Here is a 22,976-nt window from a genome sequence, read left to right as displayed (position 1 = left end):
TGTCCGGCACCTTCGACCCGCTGTCAGGCTAAGAAAGTCCGGAATGCCTGACCAATGCTCTTTGCCGCCCGAGGCATGTTTGCCCGGCTATACCTCACCGCCCGACGCGGCTCCCCGCCTCGGCCCGCGCCACCCGCGGCGCGGGCTCGACCCGCTTGCCGCCGCCGGAGAAGGCGTCCGAGAGCTTCCCGATCAGCATTCCAAGCAGCGGAAGCCAGATCGGGCACAGCATCAGCACCAGCAATGGTCCCATGATCTTGAAAATCTCAAGGAATCCGTGCATGCCCTCACGCCTTCTCGGTCTCGGCCAGCAGCGTCGCGAGCGTGCGCACCGCACGGTGCTGCAGCGCCCGGATGCTGTTGGGGTTCTTGTTCATCGTTGCGGCGACCTCGGCGACGGACAGTCCAGCGAAGAATCGGAGCCGCACGCACTCGCGCTGCGGTTCGCTGAGGTCGGCCAGGCACCGCCGCAGCGCCGCCGCTTCGATGCGGGCCAGCGCGAGCCGGTCGGCTCCGCCGCGGAGGTCCGGTCCGTCGTGGTCTTTTCCGTCGAGGAGTTCACGCCGGTAGCGGGCCGATTTGCGGTGGTCGCGCAGGAGGTTGTCGGCGATCGTGTACAGCCAGCCGGTGAACGAGCCGACGTCCGGCCGGAAGTCCGGCAGTTTCCGCCACGCGCGCAGGAAAGCTTCGCTCGTCAGGTCTTCGGCGACCGTCGCCGTCGGCACCCGCAGCCGCAGGTAGCGGAAGACCGGCGGCGCGTGTTCCTGGTAGATGACGGCGAACGCGGCCTGGTCACCAGACCGCGCCCGCCCGAGCAGTTCCGTCTCCACCGGGCCTCAATCCTGCAGCCGCAACGCCGCGACCGGACACGCGCGCACCGCCGCGTCGACGAAGTGCCGCTCCGCCTCGGGCGGGGTCTCGTCGAGGACCTGCACCACTCCGTCGTCGCCGACCTCGAAGAACTGGTCGGCCATCGCCTCGCACATGCCGAGGCCTTCGCATTTGCCGTGGTCCGCGACGATCTTCAGCACGCCGCCTCCCGCACCACGGGCACGAAGTCGACCTTGTCGCGCACGCCGCAATCGGGGCACGTCCAGTCGTCCGGGATCTCCGACCACGCGGTTCCCGCGGCGAAGCCCTCCAGCTCGTTGCCCTCCGCGACGCGGTAGATGTAGCCGCAGCCAGGGCACCGCGCGGCGTCCACGTCGTCGGCCAGCTTCGCCCGGGTGTCCGCGACGGGTTCGTCCGCGGCAGCGGCGACGACCGGGTATTTCTTCAGCAGCGACGGAAGTTTGCCCGGCTGCACGTTCGCCTGCCGGATGTCGCCGTCGAAATGCCGGTAAACCCGCGGATCCATCACCTTGCGGAACCACGCCGGGACCAGCGCGACGACCATCATCCCGGTGTAGCCGGTCGGCAGAACCGGGCTTTCCTTGAAGTCGCGCAAGGTCTGGAACCGGCGCGTCGGGTTCGCGTGGTGATCGCTGTGCCGTTGCAGGTGGTACAGCAGCACATTCGTCGCGACATTGTTGGAGTTCCAGGAATGCGCCGGAGTGACCCGCTCGTACCGGATCTTGGCGCCGTGAGTGACCTGCTTGCGCAGCATCCCGTAGTGCTCCATGTAATTCACGATCTCCAGCAGCGAGAATCCGAATACCGCCTGAATCACCAGATACGGCAGGATTCCGACGCCGAGCCAGGCGATCAGCACGCCCCACAGCACCACGCTCATCAACCACGCGTTGAGCACGTCATTGCCGAGGTGGAACGGGTGAGTTTGCTTGCGGGCGTACCGTTTCCGCTCGACACCCCAGGCGCTGCGCAGCGAACCGAAGACCGTGCGCGGCCAGAACCGGTAGAAGCTTTCGCCCAACCGGCTCGACGCCGGATCCTCCGGAGTGGCGACGCGGACGTGGTGCCCGCGGTTGTGCTCAATGTAGAAATGCCCGTAGAAACATTGCGCCAGCGCGATTTTCGCGGCCCAGCGCTCGGTGCTTTCCCGTTTGTGGCCGAGTTCGTGCGCGGTGTTGATCGCGATGCCGGCGACCGTGCCCAGCGTGATCGCGAGGCCGATTTTGCCGCCGACGGACAGTTCGCCGCGCGCGAGCATCCACGCACCCGCCACGAAACCGGCGTATTGCAACGGCAGGAACAGGTAGGTGATCCAGCGGTAATAGCGGTCCTCCTCCAGCGCCTCCATCACCTCGTCCGGCGGGTTGGTGTGGTCGTATCCGGCGACGAGGTCGATCAGCGGCACGAGGACCAGCACGACGAGCGGGCCGAGCCACAGCACCGCGTCGGATCCGGTCGCGGCGTGCAGTCCGATCGCGCCGAACGGCAGCAGCGGCACCACGAGCCCGAGCAGCCACAGGTGCCGCTTCCGGTCGTGCCAGGCGGTTTCGCCGTTCGGTCCGGCGAGGCGGTACTTCTTCATGGCGGCCTCCACTGTCGTTTTCCTGAAGGTAGGAATTCGCGGGCGGCGGGACACTGTGCGCGAAACCGAAACGCTCGGCTGCGTTGGGTCTCGGGCACGAACCGGGCGTACGGTGCTGCCTGTGACGTCGACGGCTGCCGCCACGCTGGCCAAGGTCGCGGACTCGGTCCTGGCCGAGCTCGCGCTGCTCCGCGCGCGGATCGTGGCGGAGGTCTCCGCCGAACTGCCCTCGCTCGCACCGGACGCGCAGGCCGCCGAACTGCTGGACAGCACGGTGCGAGAGAACCTGGTCGCCGCGCTGAGCGTGCTGGGCGGCGCGACCGAACCGGTCGACGTCGGGGCGCCGCCGGTCGCGCTGGAGTTCGCCCGGCGGCTGGCCCAGCGGCGGGTGCCGATCACCGCGATGCTGCGCGCGTACCGGCTCGGCCAGGCGGCCTTCCAGCAGGAGATGATCGCCCGGATCGCCGCCGAGCCGGTGGAGGCCGCGGACGTCGCGGTCGCCGCCACCGAACTGTCGCAGGTCGCCTTCACCTACATCGACAAGATCTCCGAAGAGGTCGTCGAGGCCTACCAGCTGGAACGCGACACCTGGCTGCGCCACCGCAACGCGGCCCGGCTCGCGAAGGTGCAGGCAGCGCTGTCCGGCAAGCCCGTCGACACCGCCGACGTCGAGAAAACCCTCGGCTACGCGCTCTCGGACCGGCACGTCGGCGCGGTGCTGTGGTGCGGCCCTGAGCTGGACGAAAGCACCCGGCTGACCACCCTCGAACGACACGCGGCCCTGCTCGCGAACGCCCTGGGTGCCACGCCGCTGGTCGTCGCCCCGGACGCCTCGACCGTGTGGGCCTGGTTCCCGGCCGCGACGCTCGACCTCGACGCGGTGTCCGCCGCGCTCGCTGGCTCACCCGATCCGGTGCGCGTCGCGCTGGGCGACCCGGCGAGCGGACTCGCCGGGTTCCGCACGACCCACCAGCAGGCCCGGCAAGCCGAAGCCGTCGCGCAGATGACCGAGCGAACCCAACCGCGCCCGGTCACCGCGGCGGCGCAACTCGGACCGTTGGCGCTGGTCGCGGCAGATCCGTCGGCGGTCGCGGGCTGGGTCCAGTCGGTGCTCGGCGCCCTGGCCGACGACGACGAGGGACACCACCGGATGCGCGAGACGGTGTGGGCGTACCTGTCGAGCGGGAGCAGCTTGATGGTCGCCGCGCAGGAGCTGCACCTGCACAAGAACACCATCCAGTACCGGCTGCGCAAGGCCGAGCAGGAACGCGGCCGTCCCCTGTCCGAGGGACGGATCGACGTCGAAGTGGCACTGCTGGCGTGCCGGCTGCTCGGTCCGGCAGTGCTCCGGCCGGTCGACTGATTTTTGTGCCGCGGGACCAGTCGCGTCCCAACCTCCCGGTCCGCGGACCGATGCCCGCACGCGACTTGGCGAGAAGACTCCCGGGCAACGAGTTCGCCACCGCGTCTGCGAGGACAACGATGAACGACCCCCGCGAAGAAACCGACGTCCTCGTGATCGGCTCGGGCTTCGGCGGCTCGGTAGCCGCACTACGACTGTCCGAAAAGGACTATCACGTCACCGTACTGGAAGCCGGCCCCCGTCGCACCGAGGAGACGCTGCCCAAAACCTCTTGGGATGTCCGGAATTTCCTGTGGGCACCGCGGCTCGGCTGCTACGGAATCCAGCGCATTCACCTGCTCCGAGACGTCGTCATCCTAGGCGGCGCAGGCGTCGGCGGCGGTTCCCTGAATTACGCCAACACCCTCTACGAACCGCCCGCACCGTTTTTCGAGGACCCGCAATGGGCGCACGTCACCGACTGGCAAGCCGAACTGAAACCGCACTACGACCAGGCCCGCCGGATGCTCGGCGTCACCCAGAACCCCACTGTCACCAAAGCTGACGAGGTACTCCGCGAAGTCGCCGACGACCTGGGCGTCGGCTCGTCCTTCCGGCTCACCCCAGTCGGCGTTTTCTTCGGCGGCAAGAACACCCCAGCCGGAACCGCCGTACCAGACCCATTCTTCGGCGGCGCCGGACCAGCCCGCAAAACCTGCACCGAATGCGGTTCCTGCATGACCGGCTGCCGCGTCGGCGCGAAGAACACGCTAGACCGCAATTACCTCTATCTAGCCGAAAAACGCGGCGCGAACATCATCCCCATGACCACAGTGCTCGACGTCCGCCCCACAGACGGCGGCTACCTCGTCACCGCAGTCCGCACTGGAAAATCGCCGCGCCGCCGCAAAAACGTGCGCACCTTCTTCGCCCGCGACGTGATCTTCAGCGCAGGCACCTACAACACACAGAAACTTCTCCACCAAGCCCGCGAAACCGGCGCACTGCCGCGAATCTCCGCCAGCCTAGGCCGATTGACCCGGACGAACTCGGAATCCATCCTGGGCGCGAAATCGAAACGCAAGGACGTCGACTTCACCCACGGCGTCGCGATCACGTCGTCCATCCACCCCGACGAGCACACGCACATCGAACCGTGCCGCTACGGCAAAGGCAGCAACGCGATGTCGCTGCTGCAAACCGCCCTCACCGACGGCGGCAAACCAGTCCCGCGCTGGCTCACCTGGCTCGGCGCGTTCGCCAAAAACCCGCGCAACCTCACCTGGTTCTCGCCGCGCCGCTGGTCCGAACGCACCATCATCCTGCTGGTGATGCAGACCCTGGACAATTCCATCACGGTCTCGAGCAAACGCACCCGCACCGGGCGGCACAAACTGACGTCCAGCCCCGGCCACGGAGAACCGAACCCCACCTGGATCCCCGCCGGAAACGATGCGGCCCGCCGCGTAGCGGAGAAAATCGACGGCATCGCCGGCGGCACCACCGGAGAAATCCTGAACATCCCGATGACCGCCCACTTCATCGGCGGCTGCGCCATCTCCACCGACCCGGCAACCGGTGTCCTGGACCCCTACCACCGCATCCACGGCCACCCAGGCCTCCACGTCGTCGACGGCTCGGCAATCTCCGCGAACCTGGGCGTCAACCCATCCCTGACGATCACCGCCCAAGCCGAACGCGCGATGTCCCTGTGGCCCAACCGCGACGAGGAAGACCGGCGGCCTCCGCTGGGCGCACCGTATGCACGCGTCGAGCCGGTGGCGCCACGGAATCCGGTGGTTCCGGCTGGTGCTCCCGGTGCACTGATTCCCTCGCGTACGGTTGTCGAGTGACCGCTGGCAAGCAGCCGGACCTCGACGAGATCGAGGCACATTTCGTCGCACTTCTCGAAGGACGCATGACCCGCGACGCTGTCGATCGATGGGCCTGCCGCTGGCTGACCGACGACAGTCTGTCGTGGGATGAGCTGAGCTGGTGGGCCTTGGACATTCTTTGCGGAATCGACCTGCGCCACGGCCCCGGCGACGCCTACCTGCACGACGACCGCCAGGTACGGGATTGGCTGGTCGAACTGCGGGGCCGCCGCGCCCGGTAACCGCACGATCCCCGGCCGGAACCGCTGCTCGTGGCTCGGCCCGACTATCAACGGCCCGAAAGACGGTAGAAACGTCTCGTGCCCCTACGCCCTCGATCCGCCGCCCGCCTCGCGGCATTGGCCCTCGCACTAGCCCTGGCCGGCGGCTGCGGCCAGACAGCCCCCGAGGGTTACGCCCAACTGATGAAGCTCCCCGACATCGACCAGGCCAAAGCCACCTATACCGCCATGACCGCCGCCATCCGCGACCGGCTCACCGCCGAATTCGGCCGCACCTGGGAACAAGGAGGCGAACTCAGCGGAGGAACCTGCGGCAACGACTACCCCGGTCTCGACGCCGACGGTCGCGAGTTGCGCCTGCCCCGCTGGGATTCGCCTGGCAACCTGCCCGACAACGACTGGCTCCGCGCCCAGGCTCTGGTCGGCCAGATCGCCGCGGGCTACGGCTTCAACTCCACGCCCAAGGTCTTCACCAACCAACCCGGCACCCACACCGTGGCCTACGGCAAGCCCGACGGCGCACTCCTGCACTTCGGAACCGGCAAGTACACCACTCTACGAGTGGAGACCGGCTGCCATCTGACGGCGGAAGCACACCGCCGCGGCGGCCCCAAGCCCGATTAGCAGCAAACCTGCCCGGCGACCGAACGCACCGACCGGGTGGTCCATACCTTTACCGACCAGGCGGCGCACACCCGGGCGCGGCGATAACGGTGCCCCCGACGGGGTTCGAACCCGCACTGGGTCGATTTTAAGTCGACTGCCTCTGCCAATTGGGCTACGGGGGCCCACCCACCCTAGCGAACCCGCCCCCGCACACGACAAAGCCGGGCCGCCCGAAGACGACCCGGCTTCATCAGAAAACCGCTCAGCCCTTGCTGGCCCGGTTGAACTCTTCCTTCGGGTTGTTGATCTGCCCCAGCGAGATGACCTCGCGCCGGAACAGGCCGCCCAGCATCCAGTCGAACAGGATGCGGATCTTGCGGTTCCACGTGGGCATCGCCTTGAGGTGGTAGGCGCGGTGGAAGAGCCACGCCGGGAAGCCCTTGATCTTCAGGTTCAGCGCGTCCGCCACGCCCTTGTGCAGGCCGAGGCTCGCGACCGCGCCCAGGTTCTTGTGGAAGTAGTCCTTCGGCTGTCCGCCGCGGATCACCTTGATGATGTTCTTCGCCAGCAGGCGGGCCTGGCGGACCGCGTGCTGGGCGTTCGGCGGGCAGGTCGCCGTCGGGTCCTGTTCGGTGCGCGACAGGTCCGGGATGGCCGCGTTGTCGCCCGCGGTCCAGACGTCCGGGTGGCCGACCACCTGCATCGCGGCGGTGGCCTCGACGCGGCCGCGCTTGTCGAGCGGCAGGTCCGAGCCGGCGAGGACCGGGTTGGCCTTCACGCCCGCGGTCCAGATGATCGTGTCGGTGTCGAACTCGGTGCCGTCCGAGAGCACGACGTGGCCGTTTTCGAACGACTTCGCCGCGGTCGACAGGTAGACCTCGATGCCGCGCTTCTCCAGCTGCTGCACCGTGTACACACCCAGCGTCTCGCGCACCTCGGGCAGGATCCGCCCGGCCGCCTCGACCATCACCCAGCGGATGTCCGCCGGCTTGATGTTCGGGTAGTAGTTCTCGACCGCGAAGCGGGTCATGTCCTCGAGCTCGGCCAGCGCCTCGATGCCCGCGAACCCGCCGCCGACCACGGTGAACGTGAGCAGGCGCTTGCGCAGCTCGGGGTCGAGCGTGCTGGCGGCCTCGTCCAGCTTGGTCATGATGTGGTTGCGCAGGTAGATCGCTTCGCCGATGGTCTTGAAGGCGATGCCCTCCTCGGCGAGGCCGGGGATCGGCAGGATCCGCGCGACGGCGCCGAGCGCGACCACGAGCACGTCGTAGTTCAGCGTCTCGATGTGGCCGTCGGCCGCTTCGACCGTGACGGCCTTGCGCTCGTTCTCGATCTTCGTGACCCGCGCGGTCAGCACGTGGCAGCGCTTCAGCACGCGGCGCAGCGGCACGACCACGTGCCGCGGCTCGATCGCGCCGGCCGCCGCCTCGGGCAGGAACGGGGCATAGGTCATGTGCGGCTGCGGGTCAACGACGGTCACGGAGGCCTCGTTGGCGCGCAGCATCTTCTGAAGCCCGTACGCGGTGTACAGGCCGACGTATCCACCACCGAGGACGAGGATCCGAGTCGGTTCCGACTTCGCAGCAGCCATGTACCTATAGTCGCACTTCCGAAGCGGCTCCGCTCGGGTACCCCACCCCGCTGTGACCAGCATCGCCACGCTGGTTGTCACGATTCAGATGAGCCCAGCCGCCGAGGCCGCGGCGGTGAACGCGCTCACCACCATGGGCTGTGTCACACGACCGGTCTGGACATTGCGCGGTGACACGTGGTAGCAGCCGAACACCGCAAGGTCGCCGACCTGCATCCGGGCGCCATGCGCGAAGGCCGGACGCGGTTTCGGCACCGGCCAGCCGGCGGCGGAAAGCACGGGCAGCAGCGCCTGCCAGCCGAACGCGCCGAGCACGACGATCGAGCGCAGGGTCGGGCGCAGCAGGTCCAGCTCGTCGGCCAGCCAGTGCCGGCAGTTGTCCCGCTCAGCGGGGGTCGGCCGGTTCTCCGGCGGCGCGCAGCGGACCGGCGACACGAGTCGGGTGCCGCGCAGCGTGAGGCCGTCGCCGATGGCGGCGGACACCGGCTGAGACGCCAGGCCGACCTCGTACAGCACGCGGAAGAGGAAGTCGCCGGACGGATCGCCGGTGAACATCCGGCCGGTGCGGTTGGCCCCGTGCGCGGACGGCGCGAGCCCGACGACGGCCAGCGCGGCGTCCTCCGCGCCGAAACCGGGCACCGGCCGCGCCCAGTACTCCTGCCCGGCGAACGCGGCCTTCGTCCCCGCCACGCCCTCGCGCCATTCGACGAGCCGCGGGCACGCGCGGCACCGCACCAGCTCCGCGTCGAGCTCGGCGAACGTGCGCATCGATCTCCTCCGCTTGGTGTGCTGCCACGGTAACGCGGGATAGGTTGGGGCCATGGCCGACACCACCGCGGACGAGACCGCCGAGAAGACCAAGGACGAGGAGACGAAGGCGGCGGAGCCCGTCGACGACCTCGTCACGACGCAGCACACGCTCACCGTCAAGCGGCGCAAGCTCGCCTACACCGCCCAGACCGGCCGGATCGTGCTCCGCCAAGAGGTCAAGAAGGACGGCAAGTCCGAGGGCCACCAGGCCAAGGCCGAGGTTTTCCTCACCGCCTACACCCTCGACGACGCCGACCCCGGCACGCGACCGGTCACCTTCGCCTTCAACGGCGGCCCCGGTTCCTCCAGCATCTGGCTCCACATGGGCCTGCTCGGACCGCGCCGGGTGCTGTCCGGCGACGTCAACGACCCGGTACCGCCGCCCTACGGGCTCGAGGACAACCCGGAAAGCCTGCTCGCGCACAGCGACCTGGTGTTCATCGACCCGGTCCAGACCGGCTACTCGCGGGTGACCGAGGGCGGCGAATCCCAGCCGTACACCGGTTTCCAGGGCGACGTCGAATCGGTCGCGGAGATCATCCGGCTGTGGGTTTCGCGCAACCAGCGCTGGCTGTCGCCGAAGTTCCTGGCCGGCGAGTCGTACGGCACGCTGCGCGCGGCCGCGCTGGCCGGGCACTTGCAGGAGCGCTACGGCCTGTACCTCAACGGCCTGATGCTCATCTCGTCCGTTTTGGACCTCGGCACGCTGCGGTTCCACGAGGGCAACGACCTGCCGTACTCGCTGTTCCTGCCCACGTACGCGGCGATCGCGCACTACCACGGCCGGCACGGCGAACGGCCGCTCGACGACGTGCTCGCCGACGCCGAGGACTTCGCCTCGAAGGAACTGCCGTGGGCGCTTTCCCGCGGCGCGCGGCTGTCCGCTCAGGACCGTACCGAGGCGGTGCAGACGCTGGCGTCGCTCACCGGGCTCAGCGAGTCCTATGTGGACCGGGTGAACCTGCGGATCGAGCACGTCCGGTTCTTCACCGAACTGCTGCGCGACCAGGGCAAGACCGTCGGCCGGATGGACGGCCGGTTCACCACGTGGGAACCGGACGGCGGCGTCGAGCACATGAGCGACGACCCCTCGGTGTCGCGGATCATCGGGGCCTACTCCGCCGGGTTCAACCACTACGTGCGCGCCGAACTCGGCTACGAGAACGACCTGCCGTACGAGATCCTTTCCACCGAGGTGTTCAAGGCCTGGTCCTACAAGGAGTTCGAGGGCCGTTCGGTGTCCGTTGTGGACACCTTGAGCGCGGCGATGCGGGCCAACCCGCACCTGCAGGTCCACGTCGCGTTCGGACACTACGACGGCGCGACGGCCTATTACGCGTCCGAGTACGTGCTTTCGCAGCTGAAGATCCCGGAGGAGCTGCGGGAGAACATCGACACGGCTTACTACCCGGCCGGGCACATGATGTACGTGCACGAACCGTCGCGGGTGCAGCAGTCGAAGGACCTGGGCAAGTTCGTGAAGAAGGCGTCCAACCGCTGACCTGGTGAAGTGCCTATGCCGGCGCTAACCGGCATAGGCACTCACAACCAGTCGTGCTCCCGCGCATACCGCGCCGCCTCGTGCCGCGTTCGCGTCTGCGTCTTCTGCATCGCGTTCGACAGGTAATTCCGCACCGTCCCCTCCGCCAGGTGCAGCTGCGTCGCGATGTCCGCGACCGAATACCCCTCCCGCGTTGCCCGCAGCACGTCGATTTCCCGCACGGTCAACGGACAATCGTCCACCACCGCGAGCGCCGAGACGTCCGGGTCGATCCAGCGTTTGCCCTCGTCCAGCGTCCGGATCACCGCCGCGATGTGCGCCGGTTCCGCCGATTTGCTGACGAACCCCTGCACACCGAGCTTCAACGCCTTGCGCAGCACGCCCGGCCGCGCGTGCCGGGTCAGCATCAGGATCACCTGCTCCGGCCGCTCCCGCCGGATCCGCGCGACCGCGCCGAGACCGTCCACATTGGGCATCTCCAGGTCGATCACCAGCACGTCCGGCCGATGCTCCACAGTGGCCCGCACCGCCGCTTCGCCGTCTTCCGCCTCGGCGAGCACGGTGATCTCGTCCTCCATCGGCAGCAACGCGGCCATCGCCTTGCGGAGCAGGGCCTCGTCGTCAGCTAGCACTACCGTCGTCATCGCTTCTCCGGGAAGGCCGCGGCCGTCACGAATCGGCCGTCCTTCTGCTCCACGGTCAATTCTCCGCCCTCATCCGCCAGCCGGTCCGCCAAAGTGGACAGTCCACTCAGTACCGGTTCCTCGCGGTCCGGAACGCCGTCGTTGACGATGCTGATCCCCGTTTCGGTCAACGTGATCCGCACCTGCCGGGCCTGCGCGTGCCGCAGGATGTTCGTGGTGGTCTCGCGCAACACCTGGCCGAGCAGTTCGTCCGCCCCCGAACCGGCCTCCGCAAGCCGTTCGACCCGCACGTGGATCCCCGCCGCCTCGAAGAGGTTCTTCGCGTTCTCCAGTTCCGCGGACAGATTGAGCCTGCGCTGGGCGTAAGCGAGTTCCTTGGTCTGCACGATGGTTTCGCCGACCAGGGTGTGCACCTCGCGCAATTCCTCTTGCGCGCGTCCGAGATCCCGGTGCAGCAGTTTCTCCGCGAGTGCGACCTTCAGCTTGACCACGTGCAGCGTGTGCCCCTGGATGTCGTGCAGTTCGCTGGCGAACCGGACGCGCTCCCGGACCACCGCCAGCTCGGCTTCCTTCTCCCGGGACTCCTCCAGCTCCACGACGAGGTCGTAAAGCTTCTGGCTGGCGAACATGAACACGGTCGACAGCGCCGCGGCCAGGGCCGGGGCGACGACAAAAGCGAGCAGCCGCCCGCCGACCTTGTCGTCGTACACCAGCAGGTTCGTCGCGCCGATCGCGCCGGTCAGCACCGCGAGGCCGACCAGTGCGGCGAACCGGTGCCGCACCAGCGGCGGGATCAGGAACGACCCGACCATGGTCAGTCCGTAGAACGCCGCGCTCTTGTCGCTGAGCGCGCCGGCGAGCCAGACGAACGCGGTGAGCACCAGACACGGACGCGCGACGCGGAGGAAGTCGCCGGCGGTCCAGCGTTCCGCGGTCACCACGGCGGCCAGCAACCCGATCACCTGGATGACGACGTGCCACCAGGTCTTCGACGCGAACACCACCAGCAGCAGCCCGACGAACACCAGCGGCGGCATCACCGTGATGAGGTTGAGCCGTCGCAGCCGGTCCTGGACCACGCTGCTGGCCCAAGCCGTGCGGCGAGTCCACGGAGGACGGATCTCGATCATGGTGCTCCAGCTTCGGCCACGGGATTCGGCCCCAGCATGCCGCAGCCGCCGAGGGCCCACCAGTGACGCAGTGTCATGTCTTCGGCTGACGTGGTCGCACTACTTCCGACCAGCGGATCCGGCTGGAATCGGAGCATGTCCACGACCCCAGTCATCGAAGTCGACCGCCTGAACCTCACTTACGGCGACTTCCAGGCCGTGCGCGATCTGTCGTTCCAGGTCGCTCGCGGCGAACTGTACGCGTTGCTCGGCACGAACGGCGCCGGGAAGACCTCGACGCTGGAGACCGTCGAAGGCCACCGCAAACCCAGCTCCGGCTCCGTGCGGGTGTTCGGAAAAGACCCGCGCGACCGCGCTTCGGTGCGTCCCCGGATGGGGATCATGCTGCAGGAAAGCGGCTTCTCGCCGGACCTGACCGTACGCGAGTCGATCCGGCTGATCGGCAGCCTGACCCAGCGCGACGACAACGTCGAGCGGCTGCTCGGCATCATCGACCTCACCCGCAAAGCCACCACCAGGGTGTCGCAGCTGTCCGGCGGCGAGAAACGTCGGCTCGACTTCGCGACCGCCGTGTACGGGACGCCGGACCTGGTCTTCCTCGACGAGCCGACCACTGGTCTGGACATCCAGTCGCGCGACGCGCTCTGGGACGCCGTGGACCGGCTCCGCGAGGACGGCACCACCATCGTCCTGACCACGCATTACCTCGAGGAAGCACAGCAGCGCGCCGATCGCATCGGCCTGATGCACCAGGGCACGCTCAACCGCGAAGGCACCGTCGCCGAACTGACCCGGACGCTGCCCGCGACCATCCGCTTCGGACTTCCGCCGCACGCCCCGGCGCCGCCGCTGCAAGCGACCCGCGAAGAGGACGGCCGGTTCCTCATCGAGACCTTCGGCCTGCAAAAGGACCTGCACACTCTGCTCGGCTGGGCAGCGGACTACGCCGTAGAACTAGCTGAACTAGAAGCCGGACCGACGCGTCTGGACGACGTCTTCCGCGCCATCAGCAACGCTTAAGCACCGAAAGGCTTTCCCATGCTCTCCATTGCCCGCGGCGAACTGATCCAGCTCTTCCGGAATCGCCTGGTGCTGGTCACCTCATTGATCCTGCCCGTCGCGTTCAGCGCTTTCTTCATCTCTCGGCACGAAACCTTCGCAAAACTCGGAAGCCTCGGATATATCGCAGCACTGACGCTTTTCTTCATTACCGCGATCGGCCTGTACACCACCACGGTCACCACTCTCGCCGCCCGGCGGCAGAACCTCTTCCTCAAACGCCTGCGCTCCACCGCGGCGAGCGACTCCGGCATTCTCGTCGGCCTGCTCCTGCCGATCACCGCGATCACCACCATCCAGGTCGGCGTCATCCTCGCCGTGCTCGGCGCGGTCACCGGCGCACCGAAAAACCCGCTGCTGCTGGTCGTCGCGGTCGTCGCCACCATCGGCATGATGGTCGCGCTCGGCCTGGCCACCGCCGGCCTGACGAACTCCCCGGAGCACGCCCAGGTCACCACGCTGCCCATCACGATCGCGGTCCTTGCGGTAGCAAGTTGGGTCGGAATCACCGGAACCGAACAGCTGTCCCTGCTGAAACGCCTTCTTCCCGGCGGCGCGGCCACCGAACTCGTATTGAATTCCTGGAATGGCGGAAGCTCGGCAACCGACTCGCTAGTCCTGTTCGGCCCGATCGCGGCGTGGCTGATTCTCAGCGTCACGCTGGCGACCCGGCTATTCCGCTGGGAACCGCGCCGCTGACCCCTTCCCGTGCCGAGGAGATCGGAGTAACGTCGGCGGCGTTCTCGATCATCGAAGCGGCCGGGGGTCGGCCTGACCAGCGGTCGAACCATCCGTGAACACAGCTTTCGTGCATTTCCCTTCAGTTCCTGAGTTCGCTTGTTCTCAGCAAAGGACGGAAACCCGTGCGAAAACAATTGCTCGCCGTACTGGCGGCCGCCGCGCTGACGGCGACCGCTGTCCCAGCCCACGCCTCCCCGGCGAAATCCTCGGTGAACTGGGGCGCGTGCCCGGCCGACGTCGCGTCGCCCGGCTTGCAATGCGCGTCGCTCGAAGTGCCGCTGGACTACCGGCATCCCGACGGGAAGAAGATCAGCCTCGCGATTTCCCGCCTGCCGAGCACCGACCCGGCCAAACGGCGCGGAGTGCTGCTGTTCAACCCGGGCGGCCCCGGCGAACCCGGGCTCGCCTTCCCGTCGACCTGGGCGCGGATCGGAGTGCCCGCGAGCCTGCTCGCCGAGTACGACCTGATCGGCTTCGATCCGCGCGGGGTCGCCCACAGCACGCCGGTGAGCTGCGATCTCGCTCCGGAGCAACTCGCCTTCACCCCGAAATACGCGCACAACCGCGAAGAAGTCGTGCAGGCCTCGACGGCCGCCAAGCAGATCGCCCGGCAATGCGCCGCTTCGGCGTCCGCGGCGATCCTGCCCTACGTCACCACCGCGAACACCGCCCGCGACATGGACCGGATCCGCGCCGCGCTCGGCGAGCAGAAGATCTCCTACTTCGGCCTGTCGTACGGCACCTACCTGGGCGGGGTCTACGCCTCGCTGTTCCCGGACCAGACCGACCGCGTCGTGCTCGACAGCGTCGCCGGGCCGACCGGCGTCGACCTCACCACCGCCCGCCGGTTCGCCGAGGGAATGCAGGACCGCTTCCCGGACTTCGCGAAATGGGCCGCGGTGCGCGATTCGACCTACGGCCTCGGCAGCACTCCCGCCGAGGTCACCGCCACCTTCTTCAAACTCGCGGACAAACTCGACCAGCACCCGGCCGCCGGCATCGACGGCTCGCTCTTCCGGCTGGGCACGCACAGCCTCACCTACCAGACGCTGACCTTCCCCAGGCTGGCCCAGACGTGGCAAGCCCTCCTCAACGACCAGCCCCCGCCCGGCTCGCTGCTGCCGCCCGCCACGGGGCAGGAACAGAGCGAGCGGGCGACCATGCTGTCGGTCCTGTGCGGCGACAACTCCTGGCCCCGGACGATTTCGACCTACCAGCGGAATGTCGTGGCGGACCGGGCGACTTATCCGATGCTCGGCGGCGCGACCGCGAACGTCTGGCCGTGCGCGGCCTGGCCGTACCAGCCCGTCGAACCAGCAGTGCAGTTCAACGACCAGGGACCGTCGAACCTGTTGCTGGTCCAGAACATGCGCGATCCGGCGACCCCGCTGTCCGGTGCCCTCGAAACCCGCGAGGCGTTCGGTGACCGGGCCCGGATGGTCACTGTGGACCAAGGCGGCCACGGCGTCGGACTCCCGTACCTGAACGGCTGCGGTTTCAACGCCGTCGCTGACTACCTGGTAAACGGAATCCGCCCGGCGGCGGACAAATTCTGCGGTGCCGAAGTGAGTGTCAAGTCGCTTAATCCGCAGCAACAGGAGGCCGCGAGCAAGCTGGCAGAGCGGCTGCGGCAGTACTGAACCGCCGTTCACCGGCGCACGACAGGAGGAAGGAAAACGTGCGAAAACAATTGCTCGCCGTACTGGCGGCCGCCGCGCTCACAGCAACTTCCGTTCCGGCGCACGCCTCCCCGGCGAAATCCACGGTGGGCTGGGGCGCGTGTCCAGCCGACGTCGCTTCTCCGGGATTGCAATGCGCGGCTGTCGAAGTACCGCTGGACTACCGTAATCCGGACGGCAAGAAAATCAGCATCGAAATCTCCCGGCTGCCGAGCACCGACCCGGCGAAACGGCGCGGAGTGCTGCTGTTCAACCCAGGCGGCCCCGGCAATCCGGGCTTGGCCTTCCCGCTCCAGCTCACCCAGCTCGGACTTCCGGCCAGCCTCCTCGCCGAATACGACCTCATCGGCTTCGACCCGCGCGGCGTCGACCACAGCAACCCGGTCACCTGCGACCTCGACCCTCAGCTGTCGATCGGGCCGAAGTACGCGCACAACGCCGCCGAGGTCAGCGAGGCCGCGGCGCATGCGAAGCAGGTCGCGCAGCAATGCGCCGCCTCGGGATCAGCGGCGGTCCTGCCGTACATCACGACCGCGAACACCGCGCGGGACATGGATCAGATCCGCGCTGCGCTCGGCGAGTCGAAGATCTCTTACTTCGGCTTGTCCTACGGCACCTATCTCGGCGGAGTGTACGCGTCGCTGTTCCCGGAACGCACCGATCGCGTGGTGCTCGACAGCATTCTCGGCCCCGGCGGCTACGACATCACCGCGGCCCGGCGGTTCGCCCAAGGATTGCAGGATCGCTTCCCGGACTTCGCGAAATGGGCGGCAGCACGCAATTCTTCCTACGGCCTTGGCAGCACTCCCGCCGAGGTCACCGCGACCTTCTTCAAACTCGCGGACAAGCTCGACCAGCATCCGATCGGGACCCTGGACGGATCGGCCTTCCGCTACGTGACACACGGCCTGACCTATCAGACCACAGCCTTCCCTAGACTGGCGCAGCTGTGGCAATCCGCCCTCGCGGACCAGGCACCCGATTCACTGCCGAGCACGGCCGGTTCGGAACAAAGCGAGATCGCCACCATGCTTTCGGTGATCTGCGGCGACAACGCGTGGCCCCGGCAGATCTCGACCTACCGGCGGAACGTCGCGCATGACCGGGTCACGTACCCGATGCTCGGCGGCGCGACCGCGAACGTCTGGCCGTGCGCAGCCTGGCCCTACCAACCACTGGAATCGGCCGTGCAATTCAGCGACCAGGGACCGTCAAACCTGTTGCTGGTCCAGAACATGCGCGACCCGGCGACCCCGCTGTCCGGCGCGCTGGACACCCGCGAAGCGTTCGGCGACCGAGCTCGAATGGTCACTGTGGACCAAGGCGGCCACGGCGTCGGGCTCCCGTACCTGAACAGCTGCGGCTTCAACGCCGTCATCGATTACCTGGTCAACGGAATCCGCCCGACGACGGACAAATTCTGCGGTGCCGAAGCGACCGTCAAGTCGCTTACCCCGCAACAACAACAGGCAGCCGACAAGATCATGGACCGACTGCGGCAGCACTGAAACAGGCGGTGGGGCGGAACTCCCGCCCCACCGCCGCTCGTTCAGCGCAGGTACGCCGAACCCCGCGTCACCGCGGAATAGGCGTCCACCGAACCATGTCCGTAGAACCCGTTGAACGACGCGTCACCCAGGCAAGTCGCCGTGAACGAAGCGTCCCGGCCCTCCTTCAGGTAATCGACCGTCCGCGGCACGGGACACGCGATCGGCGCGGCCGTGCCTTCCAGCACCCGCTGCACCGCGTCCGGATCCATCGACGCGGAATGCCCGGTCTTCTTGCCGTACTGGGAAACGATCAGCGCCGCGACACCAGTCGCATGGGGAGCGGCCATCGAAGTCCCTTGCAGCCACTGGTAATAGCCGACCCGGCCGTCCGCCGCCGTCGCCTTCTGCACGCCAAGCGCGACGCCAGCCGGAGTCACATTGCCCGCTGCGTCAATGTTTCCTTCCGCGACACCCACATTGCGCGGGTACGTCGACAGGATCTCGTTCTCCACCGTCCGGTACCACGGCGTGCCGTAGCCGTCCCGGAAATACCCGCCCGGCGCGGAAACGGAGATCTGCTCGGTCCCGTAGTTGGAGTAGTCCGCCTTCGCCTGCGTCGGACCGAACGAACCGACACCGATGGTGTGCGGGCCTTCGACCGGCAGCGAGAAGCACGAAGAATTGTCGATCTTGCGCGGATGCGTCCCGTTCGCCGGGTAGTCCGGGCTCGTGACGTCGTCGTGCGGCGCGGCCATTTCGTCGTGCTGGTTGCCGAGTGCGACCACCATCGTCACGCCCTTGCGGTGCGCGTAGTTCAACGCCCGCGTGGCCGCTTCGATGATCGTGCGCTGTTCCGCCTGCTCGGCAGAAGAATCCGCCGGGTTCGAACGGCAGTTGTAGAGCCACGGGTCCACGTAGAAGCTCATGTTGACCACGTCGAGTCCGGCGTCGCCAGAATACGTCAGCGCGTCAACCATCGGCTGGAGGAAGAAGTACCCGGAATCCTGTCCGGCACGGACGTTCACCAGCGTCACGTTCGGCGCCACCCCGGACACGCCGAATCCGTTGGCAGCCGCGGCGATCGTGCCGGCGACGTGCGTGCCGTGGCCGTTGTCGTCGTGGTCCACCGGGTCGACGCAGCCGCGGTATTCGCACGGGCCGTCGACGACCGTGCCGTTGACGTCCGCGACGATGTCCTTGGTGAAGTTGCGCGAATCGGCTTTGTCGAAGTTCGGCGCGATGTCCGGGTGACTTCCGTCGACGCCGGTGTCGATGATGCCGACCTTCACCCGCTTGTCGCCAGCCTGCTTGGTGCGCGCGAGGTCGGAGCGAGTGGACTTGAGGCCCCAGAGCTGGTCGTCCAGCGGGTCGGTGCCGACCGCCTTCTTCGCCGCGGCCTTGCGCGAAACGCTGCCGCGGCCTTCCTTCTCGACCGCGTCCGGCTTCTCCTTCTTGCCCGCCTTCGGCGCGCTGCCGATCGCTTTCGCCTTCGCCGCGCCGAATACCGCGCGGTTCGCCGAAACCCGCTCAGTGAAGCCGGCAGCGGGCGCGGTGGCGGTGATGAGCCCGACCGCCGTGTTGGTCGCGACGATCGTGCCGCCGGCGTCGCGCACCGCCTGCTGCGCGGCGGCGACACTCTGGCCGTCCCGCGCCAGCACGCTGAATTCCGTTACCGGTCCGGCCGGTTGGGCCGACGCCGCTCCAACGGCGACGCCGGACACCGCACCGAACAATGGCACCGCGAGTGCCACAGCGAGCAATCTTGGTCTTTTCACGAGTCCTCCTGACCGAAACCGACAATGCAACGTACATAGCGGACACTGCGCACGGCAATCGGCAAACCGGAGGAATCGCCAGGTTACGGAACCACCGACTTCTCCTCGGCGAAGTGACAAGCCGACAGATGCCCGTCCGTCCTCGGTTCCAGCTTCGGCACCTCGGTCGCGCAAATATCCGCGGCCTTCCAGCAGCGCGTGCGAAAACGGCAGCCCGACGGCGGATCGATCGGGCTCGGCACGTCGCCCTCCAGCCGGATCACCTGCCGCTGCCCGCGCACCGCGGGGTCCGCGACCGGCACCGCGGACAGCAGCGCCTGGGTGTACGGATGGGACGGTCGCTCGTAGATCTCGTCCTCAGTACCGATTTCGACGATCTTGCCCAGGTACATCACCGCGACGCGCGTGGACAGATGCCGCACCACCGACAGGTCGTGCGCGATGAACACATAGGACAGTCCGAACTCGCCCTGGAGTTCCCCGAGCAGGTTCATCACCTGCGCCTGGATCGAAACGTCCAAAGCGGACACCGGCTCGTCGCAGATGATCACCTTGGGCCGCAACGCCAGCGCCCGCGCGATGCCGATGCGCTGCCGCTGCCCGCCGGAGAACTGGTGCGGGTACCGGTTCACGTGCTCGGGGTTGAGCCCGACCACCTCCAGCAGTTCCTGCACCTTCTTCGCCCGCGAACCCTTCGGCGCCACGTCGGTGTGGATCTCGAACGGCTCGCCGACGATGTCGCCGACGGTCATCCGCGGATTCAGCGACGTGTACGGATCCTGCAGCACGATCTGGATTTCCCGGCGCATTCGCCGCAGTTCCGCACCGCGCAGCTTGAACAGGTCGCGGCCCTCGAAGGTCGCGCTGCCGCTGGTCGGCTCCTCCAGGCGCATCAGCACCTGGGCGAGCGTCGACTTGCCGCACCCGGATTCCCCGACCACGCCGAGAGTTTCACCCGGCTGCAGGTCGAACGAAACGCCGTCGACGGCCTTCACCTGTCCGATGGTCCGTTTGAACAGCACACCAGTGCGCACCGGGAAATGCTTCACCAGTTCGCGCACGCTGAGAATCGGCTCACCCACGGCTCTCCACCACCTCCTCGGCGAAGTGACACGCACTGACCCGTCCGAACCCGAGCGCGTGCGAGGACGGCCGCTCGTCGCGGCACCGTTGCTCAGCCCGCTTGCAGCGCGGGTGGAACGGGCAGCCGGACGGAATGTCGAGCAGACTCGGCGGCAGGCCCTTGATGGTTTCCAGGGTCTGTCCTTTGAGGTCCAGCCGGGGCAGCGAATCCATCAGCGCCGCGGTGTAGGGATGCCCTGGCGAACTGAACAATTCCCGCACGTCGGCCTGTTCCACGATCCGCCCGGCGTACATCACCGCGATCCGGTCCGCGACCTCCGCGACCACGCCGAGGTCGTGCGTGATGAGCACGAGCCCCATCCGCCGTTCCCGCTGGATATCCGCGAGCAGGTCCATGATCTGCGCCTGCACGGTCACGTCCAGCGCGGTCGTCGGCTCGTCCGCGATGAGCAGATCCGGATCGAGCGCGAGCGACATCGCGATCATCGCGCGCTGCCGCATCCCGCCGGAGAACTGGTGCGGGTAATCCTTCACCCGCCGTTCCGCGGCCGGGATCCGCACCAGGTCGAGCAGTTCGACAGCCCGTTTGCGCGCATCCTTTTTGGACATGCCCAGCCGGACGCGCAGCTGCTCTTCGATCTGGAACCCGACGGTGAACACCGGGTTCAACGCCGAAAGCGCGTCCTGGAAGATCATCGCGATCTCCGCGCCGCGCACCTGCCGGCGCCGATCCGCCGAAGCGGTGAGCAGGTCCTCGCCGCGATACCGGATCGACCCGCCGGTGATCACGCCCGGCGGGGTGTCGAGGATTCCCATGATGGTCTGCGCGGTGACGCTCTTGCCGGAGCCCGATTCGCCGAGCACGGCGAGGGTTTCCCCGGCGTGCACCGAATAGCCGACGCCGTTGAGCACGTTGGCCACGCCGTCGGAGGTGCGGAACTCCACGTGCAGGTCTTCGACCTCGAGCAGCAGCTCGTGCTCCGTCGTCGGACCAGGTGAACTGGACACTGTGGACATTGCGGCTACCTCGACTTCGGGTCGAGCGCGTCGCGGATACCGTCGCCGAGCATCACGAACGCGAGCACGGTGATGGTGACGAACGCACCGGGGAACAGGAGCATGTGCGGGACCGCGCGGAAATAGTCGCGCGCGTCGCTGATCATGACGCCCCACGACACCACCGGCGGCCGCACGCCGATGCCGAGGTACGCCAGCGTCGCCTCGGCGCCGATGGCCGCGCCGAGCGCGATCGTGGCGTACACGAGCACCGGCGCGAGCGTGTTCGGCAGCAGGTGCCGGAACACGATCCGCGGTGTGCTCGCGCCGAGCGCACGGGCCGCCTTCACGTAGTCCAGCTGTTTGGCCACCAGCGTCGCGGACCGCATGATGCGCATCGCCACCGGCCACGTCAGCACGGCGATCGAGCACACCACCTGAACGATGATGGTGACCTGTCCGGGATTCGTGCCGGGAGCGTTGAACGTGGTGAGAATGACGATCGCGCCGAGCACGAACGGCAGCCCGGCGAAGATGTCGCCGAGCCGGGACAGCAGGCTGTCGACGATCCGGCCGTAGTAGCCCGCGACGATGCCGATCAACGATCCGAAAAGGACAGTCAGCAGCGTCGCGAAAACGCCGACCAGGAGCGATGCCCTGGCTCCGTAGATGGTCCGCGCGTACACGTCGTAGCCCTGGTTGTCGTAACCGAACCAGGCGTCCGCGGACGGGCCTTCGTTGGCGTGGGTCAGATCGTTGTATCCGGCGGGGCGGTGCGAGAACAATCCCGGCGCGATCGCGATGAGCACGATCAGCAGGATGATCACCGCGGAGATGACGAACGTCGGCTTGCGGCGCAGTTGCCGCCACGCGTCGCCCCACAGACTGCGCGGCTTCTTCGGACCGGCGTCGGCCGAGCTGTCCACATGCGACAGCTGTGCCGCGTCGACCCCTCCGCCGCCGACGAGATTCGGGTCAGTCATAACGGATCCTCGGGTCGAGAACGGCGTAGAGCAGGTCCACGATCAGGCTCATCAGCAGATACACCAGCACCAGCAGCACGACGACGCCGACGACGGTCGCGCTTTCCCGGTTCTGGAGGCCGCGGAAGATCAGCCCGCCGAGACCGTTGATGTTGAACACGCCCTCGGTCACGATCGCACCGCCCATCAGGGCGCCGAGGTCGGTGCCGAGGAAGGTCAGCACCGGGATCACCGAGTTGCGCAGCAGATGGATGCCGATGACGCGGCTGTTGGGCTGCCCCTTGGCGATGGCGGTGCGGATGTAGTCGGCGTGCCGGTTCTCCGCGATCGACGTTCTCGTCAGCCTCGCGACGTAAGCCATCGAGAGACTGCCGAGCGCGATGCCCGGCACGATCAGCTCGCCGAAGCTCGGATCGTCCGAAACGCTGGCGTCGATGATGCCCAGGTTCACGCCGAGCACGATCTGCAGCACGATCGCGGTGACGAACACCGGAAGCGAGATCAGGAACGTGGTCGAGACCAGCACCAGGTTGTCGAGGAAACCCTTGCCGCGCAAGCCGGTCAGCACGCCGGCGCTCAGGCCGATGACCGCCTCGATGAGCACCGCGACGACCGCGAGGCGCAGCGTGATCGGGTAGGAGGTGGAGATCAGCTCGCCGACCGAGGAGCCGTTGAACGTCTCGCCCCAGTCGCCGCTGAACAGGCTCCCGAGGTATTTGAAGTACTGGACGAACAGGTTGTCGTTGAGGTGGAACTTCTCGGTCATCAAGTCGATATAGGCCTGTGGGCAGGCTTGCTGACCGCATTTGCCGGAGAACGGGTCCCCGGGCACGGCCCACACCAGTGCGTAGATCAGGAAGGTGGTGCCGAAGAACACCGGGATCAACTGGAGCAGGCGGCGCAGGACGTAGCGAATCATGCGTGGTTCCTCAGAGTGCGCGCCGGGCTCGTGAGCGCCGCGCCTGCTTGTGGCGGGCGCGGACGCTCACGAGCCGC

Annotated in this window: 22 protein-coding genes and 1 tRNA gene; 9 read left to right on the top strand and 14 right to left on the bottom strand. The window is 67.6% G+C overall.

What is annotated here, in order from left to right; translation table 11 throughout:
* Positions 1-94 precede the first annotated feature (94 nt).
* From FKO37_RS09310 to FKO37_RS09295, 4 genes are read right to left on the bottom strand one after another with little or no spacing between them, the layout of a single operon-like run.
* The gene (locus FKO37_RS09310; protein ID WP_238604244.1) at positions 95-283 is read right to left on the bottom strand and encodes a hypothetical protein; all 189 of its coding nucleotides are present in this window, start codon (positions 281-283) and stop codon (positions 95-97) included.
* Positions 284-287: 4 nt separating this feature from the next.
* Positions 288-830, bottom strand: coding sequence for an RNA polymerase sigma factor (locus FKO37_RS09305; protein ID WP_238604243.1), 543 nt, complete (start codon positions 828-830; stop codon positions 288-290).
* A gap of 6 nt (positions 831-836) precedes the next feature.
* A complete protein-coding gene (locus FKO37_RS09300; protein WP_134732381.1) occupies positions 837-1,028 on the bottom strand; it encodes a ferredoxin in 192 nt (63 codons plus the stop codon).
* Complete coding sequence (locus FKO37_RS09295) at positions 1,025-2,434, bottom strand: fatty acid desaturase (RefSeq protein WP_238604242.1); 1,410 nt, start codon at positions 2,432-2,434, stop codon at positions 1,025-1,027. The genes FKO37_RS09300 and FKO37_RS09295 overlap by 4 nt, the downstream gene beginning before the upstream one ends.
* A 121-nt stretch (positions 2,435-2,555) precedes the next feature.
* Here FKO37_RS09295 and FKO37_RS09290 point away from each other — a divergent pair, with 121 nt between their 5' ends.
* The 4 genes from FKO37_RS09290 (at position 2,556) to FKO37_RS09275 (ending at position 6,516) form a co-directional block, all read left to right on the top strand.
* Entirely contained in the window at positions 2,556-3,797 is a 1,242-nt protein-coding gene (locus FKO37_RS09290; protein WP_238604241.1) for a CdaR family transcriptional regulator, read from the top strand.
* 119 nt (positions 3,798-3,916) lie between these two features.
* The gene (locus tag FKO37_RS09285) at positions 3,917-5,629 is read left to right on the top strand and encodes a GMC oxidoreductase (RefSeq protein ID WP_238604240.1); all 1,713 of its coding nucleotides are present in this window, start codon (positions 3,917-3,919) and stop codon (positions 5,627-5,629) included.
* On the top strand, positions 5,626-5,892 hold the full coding sequence (locus FKO37_RS09280) for a hypothetical protein (protein WP_238604239.1): 267 nt from the start codon (positions 5,626-5,628) through the stop codon (positions 5,890-5,892). Before FKO37_RS09285 ends, FKO37_RS09280 begins: the two co-directional genes overlap by 4 nt.
* 78 nt (positions 5,893-5,970) lie before the next feature.
* Positions 5,971-6,516 carry an LppA family lipoprotein gene (locus FKO37_RS09275; protein WP_308196519.1) on the top strand — a complete coding sequence of 182 codons (546 nt, stop codon included), beginning with the start codon at positions 5,971-5,973 and terminating at the stop codon, positions 6,514-6,516.
* Between the two features lie 90 nt (positions 6,517-6,606).
* Here the strand turns inward: FKO37_RS09275 and FKO37_RS09270 are convergent.
* From FKO37_RS09270 to FKO37_RS09260, 3 genes are all read right to left on the bottom strand, one after another.
* Positions 6,607-6,680: transfer RNA gene (locus tag FKO37_RS09270), tRNA-Leu, on the bottom strand.
* Between the two features lie 80 nt (positions 6,681-6,760).
* Positions 6,761-8,089 (bottom strand): NAD(P)/FAD-dependent oxidoreductase, encoded by a 1,329-nt coding sequence (locus tag FKO37_RS09265; protein ID WP_043836597.1) that lies wholly within the window; start codon positions 8,087-8,089, stop codon positions 6,761-6,763.
* 84 nt (positions 8,090-8,173) lie between these two features.
* Positions 8,174-8,857, bottom strand: coding sequence for a uracil-DNA glycosylase (locus tag FKO37_RS09260; protein WP_037820283.1), 684 nt, complete (start codon positions 8,855-8,857; stop codon positions 8,174-8,176).
* Between the two features lie 52 nt (positions 8,858-8,909).
* On the opposite strand from FKO37_RS09260, the gene FKO37_RS09255 reads away from it, so the two are divergent.
* Positions 8,910-10,400 (top strand): S10 family peptidase, encoded by a 1,491-nt coding sequence (locus tag FKO37_RS09255; RefSeq protein WP_238604237.1) that lies wholly within the window; start codon positions 8,910-8,912, stop codon positions 10,398-10,400.
* A gap of 41 nt (positions 10,401-10,441) precedes the next feature.
* On the opposite strand, the gene FKO37_RS09250 is transcribed toward FKO37_RS09255, so the two are convergent.
* Together FKO37_RS09250 and FKO37_RS09245 are read right to left on the bottom strand one after the other, a co-directional pair.
* The gene (locus tag FKO37_RS09250) at positions 10,442-11,044 is read right to left on the bottom strand and encodes a DNA-binding response regulator (protein ID WP_037820278.1); all 603 of its coding nucleotides are present in this window, start codon (positions 11,042-11,044) and stop codon (positions 10,442-10,444) included.
* Positions 11,041-12,174 carry a sensor histidine kinase gene (locus tag FKO37_RS09245; protein WP_205673340.1) on the bottom strand — a complete coding sequence of 378 codons (1,134 nt, stop codon included), beginning with the start codon at positions 12,172-12,174 and terminating at the stop codon, positions 11,041-11,043. The genes FKO37_RS09250 and FKO37_RS09245 overlap by 4 nt, the downstream gene beginning before the upstream one ends.
* Before the next feature lie 135 nt (positions 12,175-12,309).
* Here FKO37_RS09245 and FKO37_RS09240 point away from each other — a divergent pair, with 135 nt between their 5' ends.
* The 4 genes from FKO37_RS09240 to FKO37_RS09225 all read left to right on the top strand — a co-directional run bounded on the left by FKO37_RS09240 (position 12,310) and on the right by FKO37_RS09225 (position 17,161).
* Entirely contained in the window at positions 12,310-13,194 is an 885-nt protein-coding gene (locus FKO37_RS09240; protein ID WP_134732365.1) for an ABC transporter ATP-binding protein, read from the top strand.
* An 18-nt stretch (positions 13,195-13,212) separates the two neighbouring features.
* Positions 13,213-13,932: an ABC transporter permease gene (locus tag FKO37_RS09235; protein ID WP_238604236.1), complete on the top strand. Its 720-nt coding sequence runs from the start codon at positions 13,213-13,215 to the stop codon at positions 13,930-13,932.
* A 164-nt stretch (positions 13,933-14,096) separates the two neighbouring features.
* On the top strand, positions 14,097-15,614 hold the full coding sequence (locus FKO37_RS09230; RefSeq protein ID WP_238604235.1) for an alpha/beta hydrolase: 1,518 nt from the start codon (positions 14,097-14,099) through the stop codon (positions 15,612-15,614).
* A gap of 38 nt (positions 15,615-15,652) precedes the next feature.
* The gene (locus FKO37_RS09225; RefSeq protein WP_238604234.1) at positions 15,653-17,161 is read left to right on the top strand and encodes an alpha/beta hydrolase; all 1,509 of its coding nucleotides are present in this window, start codon (positions 15,653-15,655) and stop codon (positions 17,159-17,161) included.
* A 41-nt stretch (positions 17,162-17,202) separates the two neighbouring features.
* Here the strand turns inward: FKO37_RS09225 and FKO37_RS09220 are convergent, their stop codons facing one another.
* The 5 genes from FKO37_RS09220 to FKO37_RS09200 all read right to left on the bottom strand — a co-directional run bounded on the left by FKO37_RS09220 (position 17,203) and on the right by FKO37_RS09200 (position 22,899).
* On the bottom strand, positions 17,203-18,918 hold the full coding sequence (locus FKO37_RS09220; protein WP_238604233.1) for a S8 family serine peptidase: 1,716 nt from the start codon (positions 18,916-18,918) through the stop codon (positions 17,203-17,205).
* Between the two features lie 83 nt (positions 18,919-19,001).
* Positions 19,002-20,000 carry an ABC transporter ATP-binding protein gene (locus FKO37_RS09215; protein ID WP_037820267.1) on the bottom strand — a complete coding sequence of 333 codons (999 nt, stop codon included), beginning with the start codon at positions 19,998-20,000 and terminating at the stop codon, positions 19,002-19,004.
* The gene (locus FKO37_RS09210) at positions 19,993-21,018 is read right to left on the bottom strand and encodes an ABC transporter ATP-binding protein (protein WP_037820264.1); all 1,026 of its coding nucleotides are present in this window, start codon (positions 21,016-21,018) and stop codon (positions 19,993-19,995) included. Before FKO37_RS09210 ends, FKO37_RS09215 begins: the two co-directional genes overlap by 8 nt.
* Before the next feature lie 5 nt (positions 21,019-21,023).
* Positions 21,024-21,980, bottom strand: a complete 957-nt coding sequence (locus tag FKO37_RS09205) for an ABC transporter permease (RefSeq protein WP_037820263.1) — start codon at positions 21,978-21,980, stop codon at positions 21,024-21,026.
* A complete protein-coding gene (locus tag FKO37_RS09200) occupies positions 21,973-22,899 on the bottom strand; it encodes an ABC transporter permease (RefSeq protein WP_238604232.1) in 927 nt (308 codons plus the stop codon). Before FKO37_RS09200 ends, FKO37_RS09205 begins: the two co-directional genes overlap by 8 nt.
* Positions 22,900-22,976: the final 77 nt, after the last annotated feature.

Source organism: Amycolatopsis sp. Poz14, from assembly GCF_006704225.1.
GTDB classification, from domain to species: Bacteria; Actinomycetota; Actinomycetes; order Mycobacteriales; family Pseudonocardiaceae; genus Amycolatopsis; species Amycolatopsis nivea.
This window is presented reverse-complemented; position numbering and strand designations above follow the sequence as displayed.

What these genes read in the sequence shown, in the direction of transcription:
- FKO37_RS09210 (WP_037820264.1), bottom strand. Translation starts at nt 21,018, where the DNA reads ATGTCCACAGTGTCCAGTTCACCTGGTCCGACGACGGAGCACGAGCTG.
- FKO37_RS09200 (WP_238604232.1), bottom strand. Translation starts at nt 22,899, where the DNA reads ATGATTCGCTACGTCCTGCGCCGCCTGCTCCAGTTGATCCCGGTGTTC.
- FKO37_RS09285 (WP_238604240.1), top strand. Translation starts at nt 3,917, where the DNA reads ATGAACGACCCCCGCGAAGAAACCGACGTCCTCGTGATCGGCTCGGGC.
- FKO37_RS09240 (WP_134732365.1), top strand. Translation starts at nt 12,310, where the DNA reads ATGTCCACGACCCCAGTCATCGAAGTCGACCGCCTGAACCTCACTTAC.
- FKO37_RS09265 (WP_043836597.1), bottom strand. Translation starts at nt 8,089, where the DNA reads ATGGCTGCTGCGAAGTCGGAACCGACTCGGATCCTCGTCCTCGGTGGT.
- FKO37_RS09245 (WP_205673340.1), bottom strand. Translation starts at nt 12,174, where the DNA reads ATGATCGAGATCCGTCCTCCGTGGACTCGCCGCACGGCTTGGGCCAGC.
- FKO37_RS09250 (WP_037820278.1), bottom strand. Translation starts at nt 11,044, where the DNA reads ATGACGACGGTAGTGCTAGCTGACGACGAGGCCCTGCTCCGCAAGGCG.
- FKO37_RS09205 (WP_037820263.1), bottom strand. Translation starts at nt 21,980, where the DNA reads ATGACTGACCCGAATCTCGTCGGCGGCGGAGGGGTCGACGCGGCACAG.
- FKO37_RS09310 (WP_238604244.1), bottom strand. Translation starts at nt 283, where the DNA reads ATGCACGGATTCCTTGAGATTTTCAAGATCATGGGACCATTGCTGGTG.
- FKO37_RS09295 (WP_238604242.1), bottom strand. Translation starts at nt 2,434, where the DNA reads ATGAAGAAGTACCGCCTCGCCGGACCGAACGGCGAAACCGCCTGGCAC.
- FKO37_RS09260 (WP_037820283.1), bottom strand. Translation starts at nt 8,857, where the DNA reads ATGCGCACGTTCGCCGAGCTCGACGCGGAGCTGGTGCGGTGCCGCGCG.
- FKO37_RS09235 (WP_238604236.1), top strand. Translation starts at nt 13,213, where the DNA reads ATGCTCTCCATTGCCCGCGGCGAACTGATCCAGCTCTTCCGGAATCGC.
- FKO37_RS09255 (WP_238604237.1), top strand. Translation starts at nt 8,910, where the DNA reads ATGGCCGACACCACCGCGGACGAGACCGCCGAGAAGACCAAGGACGAG.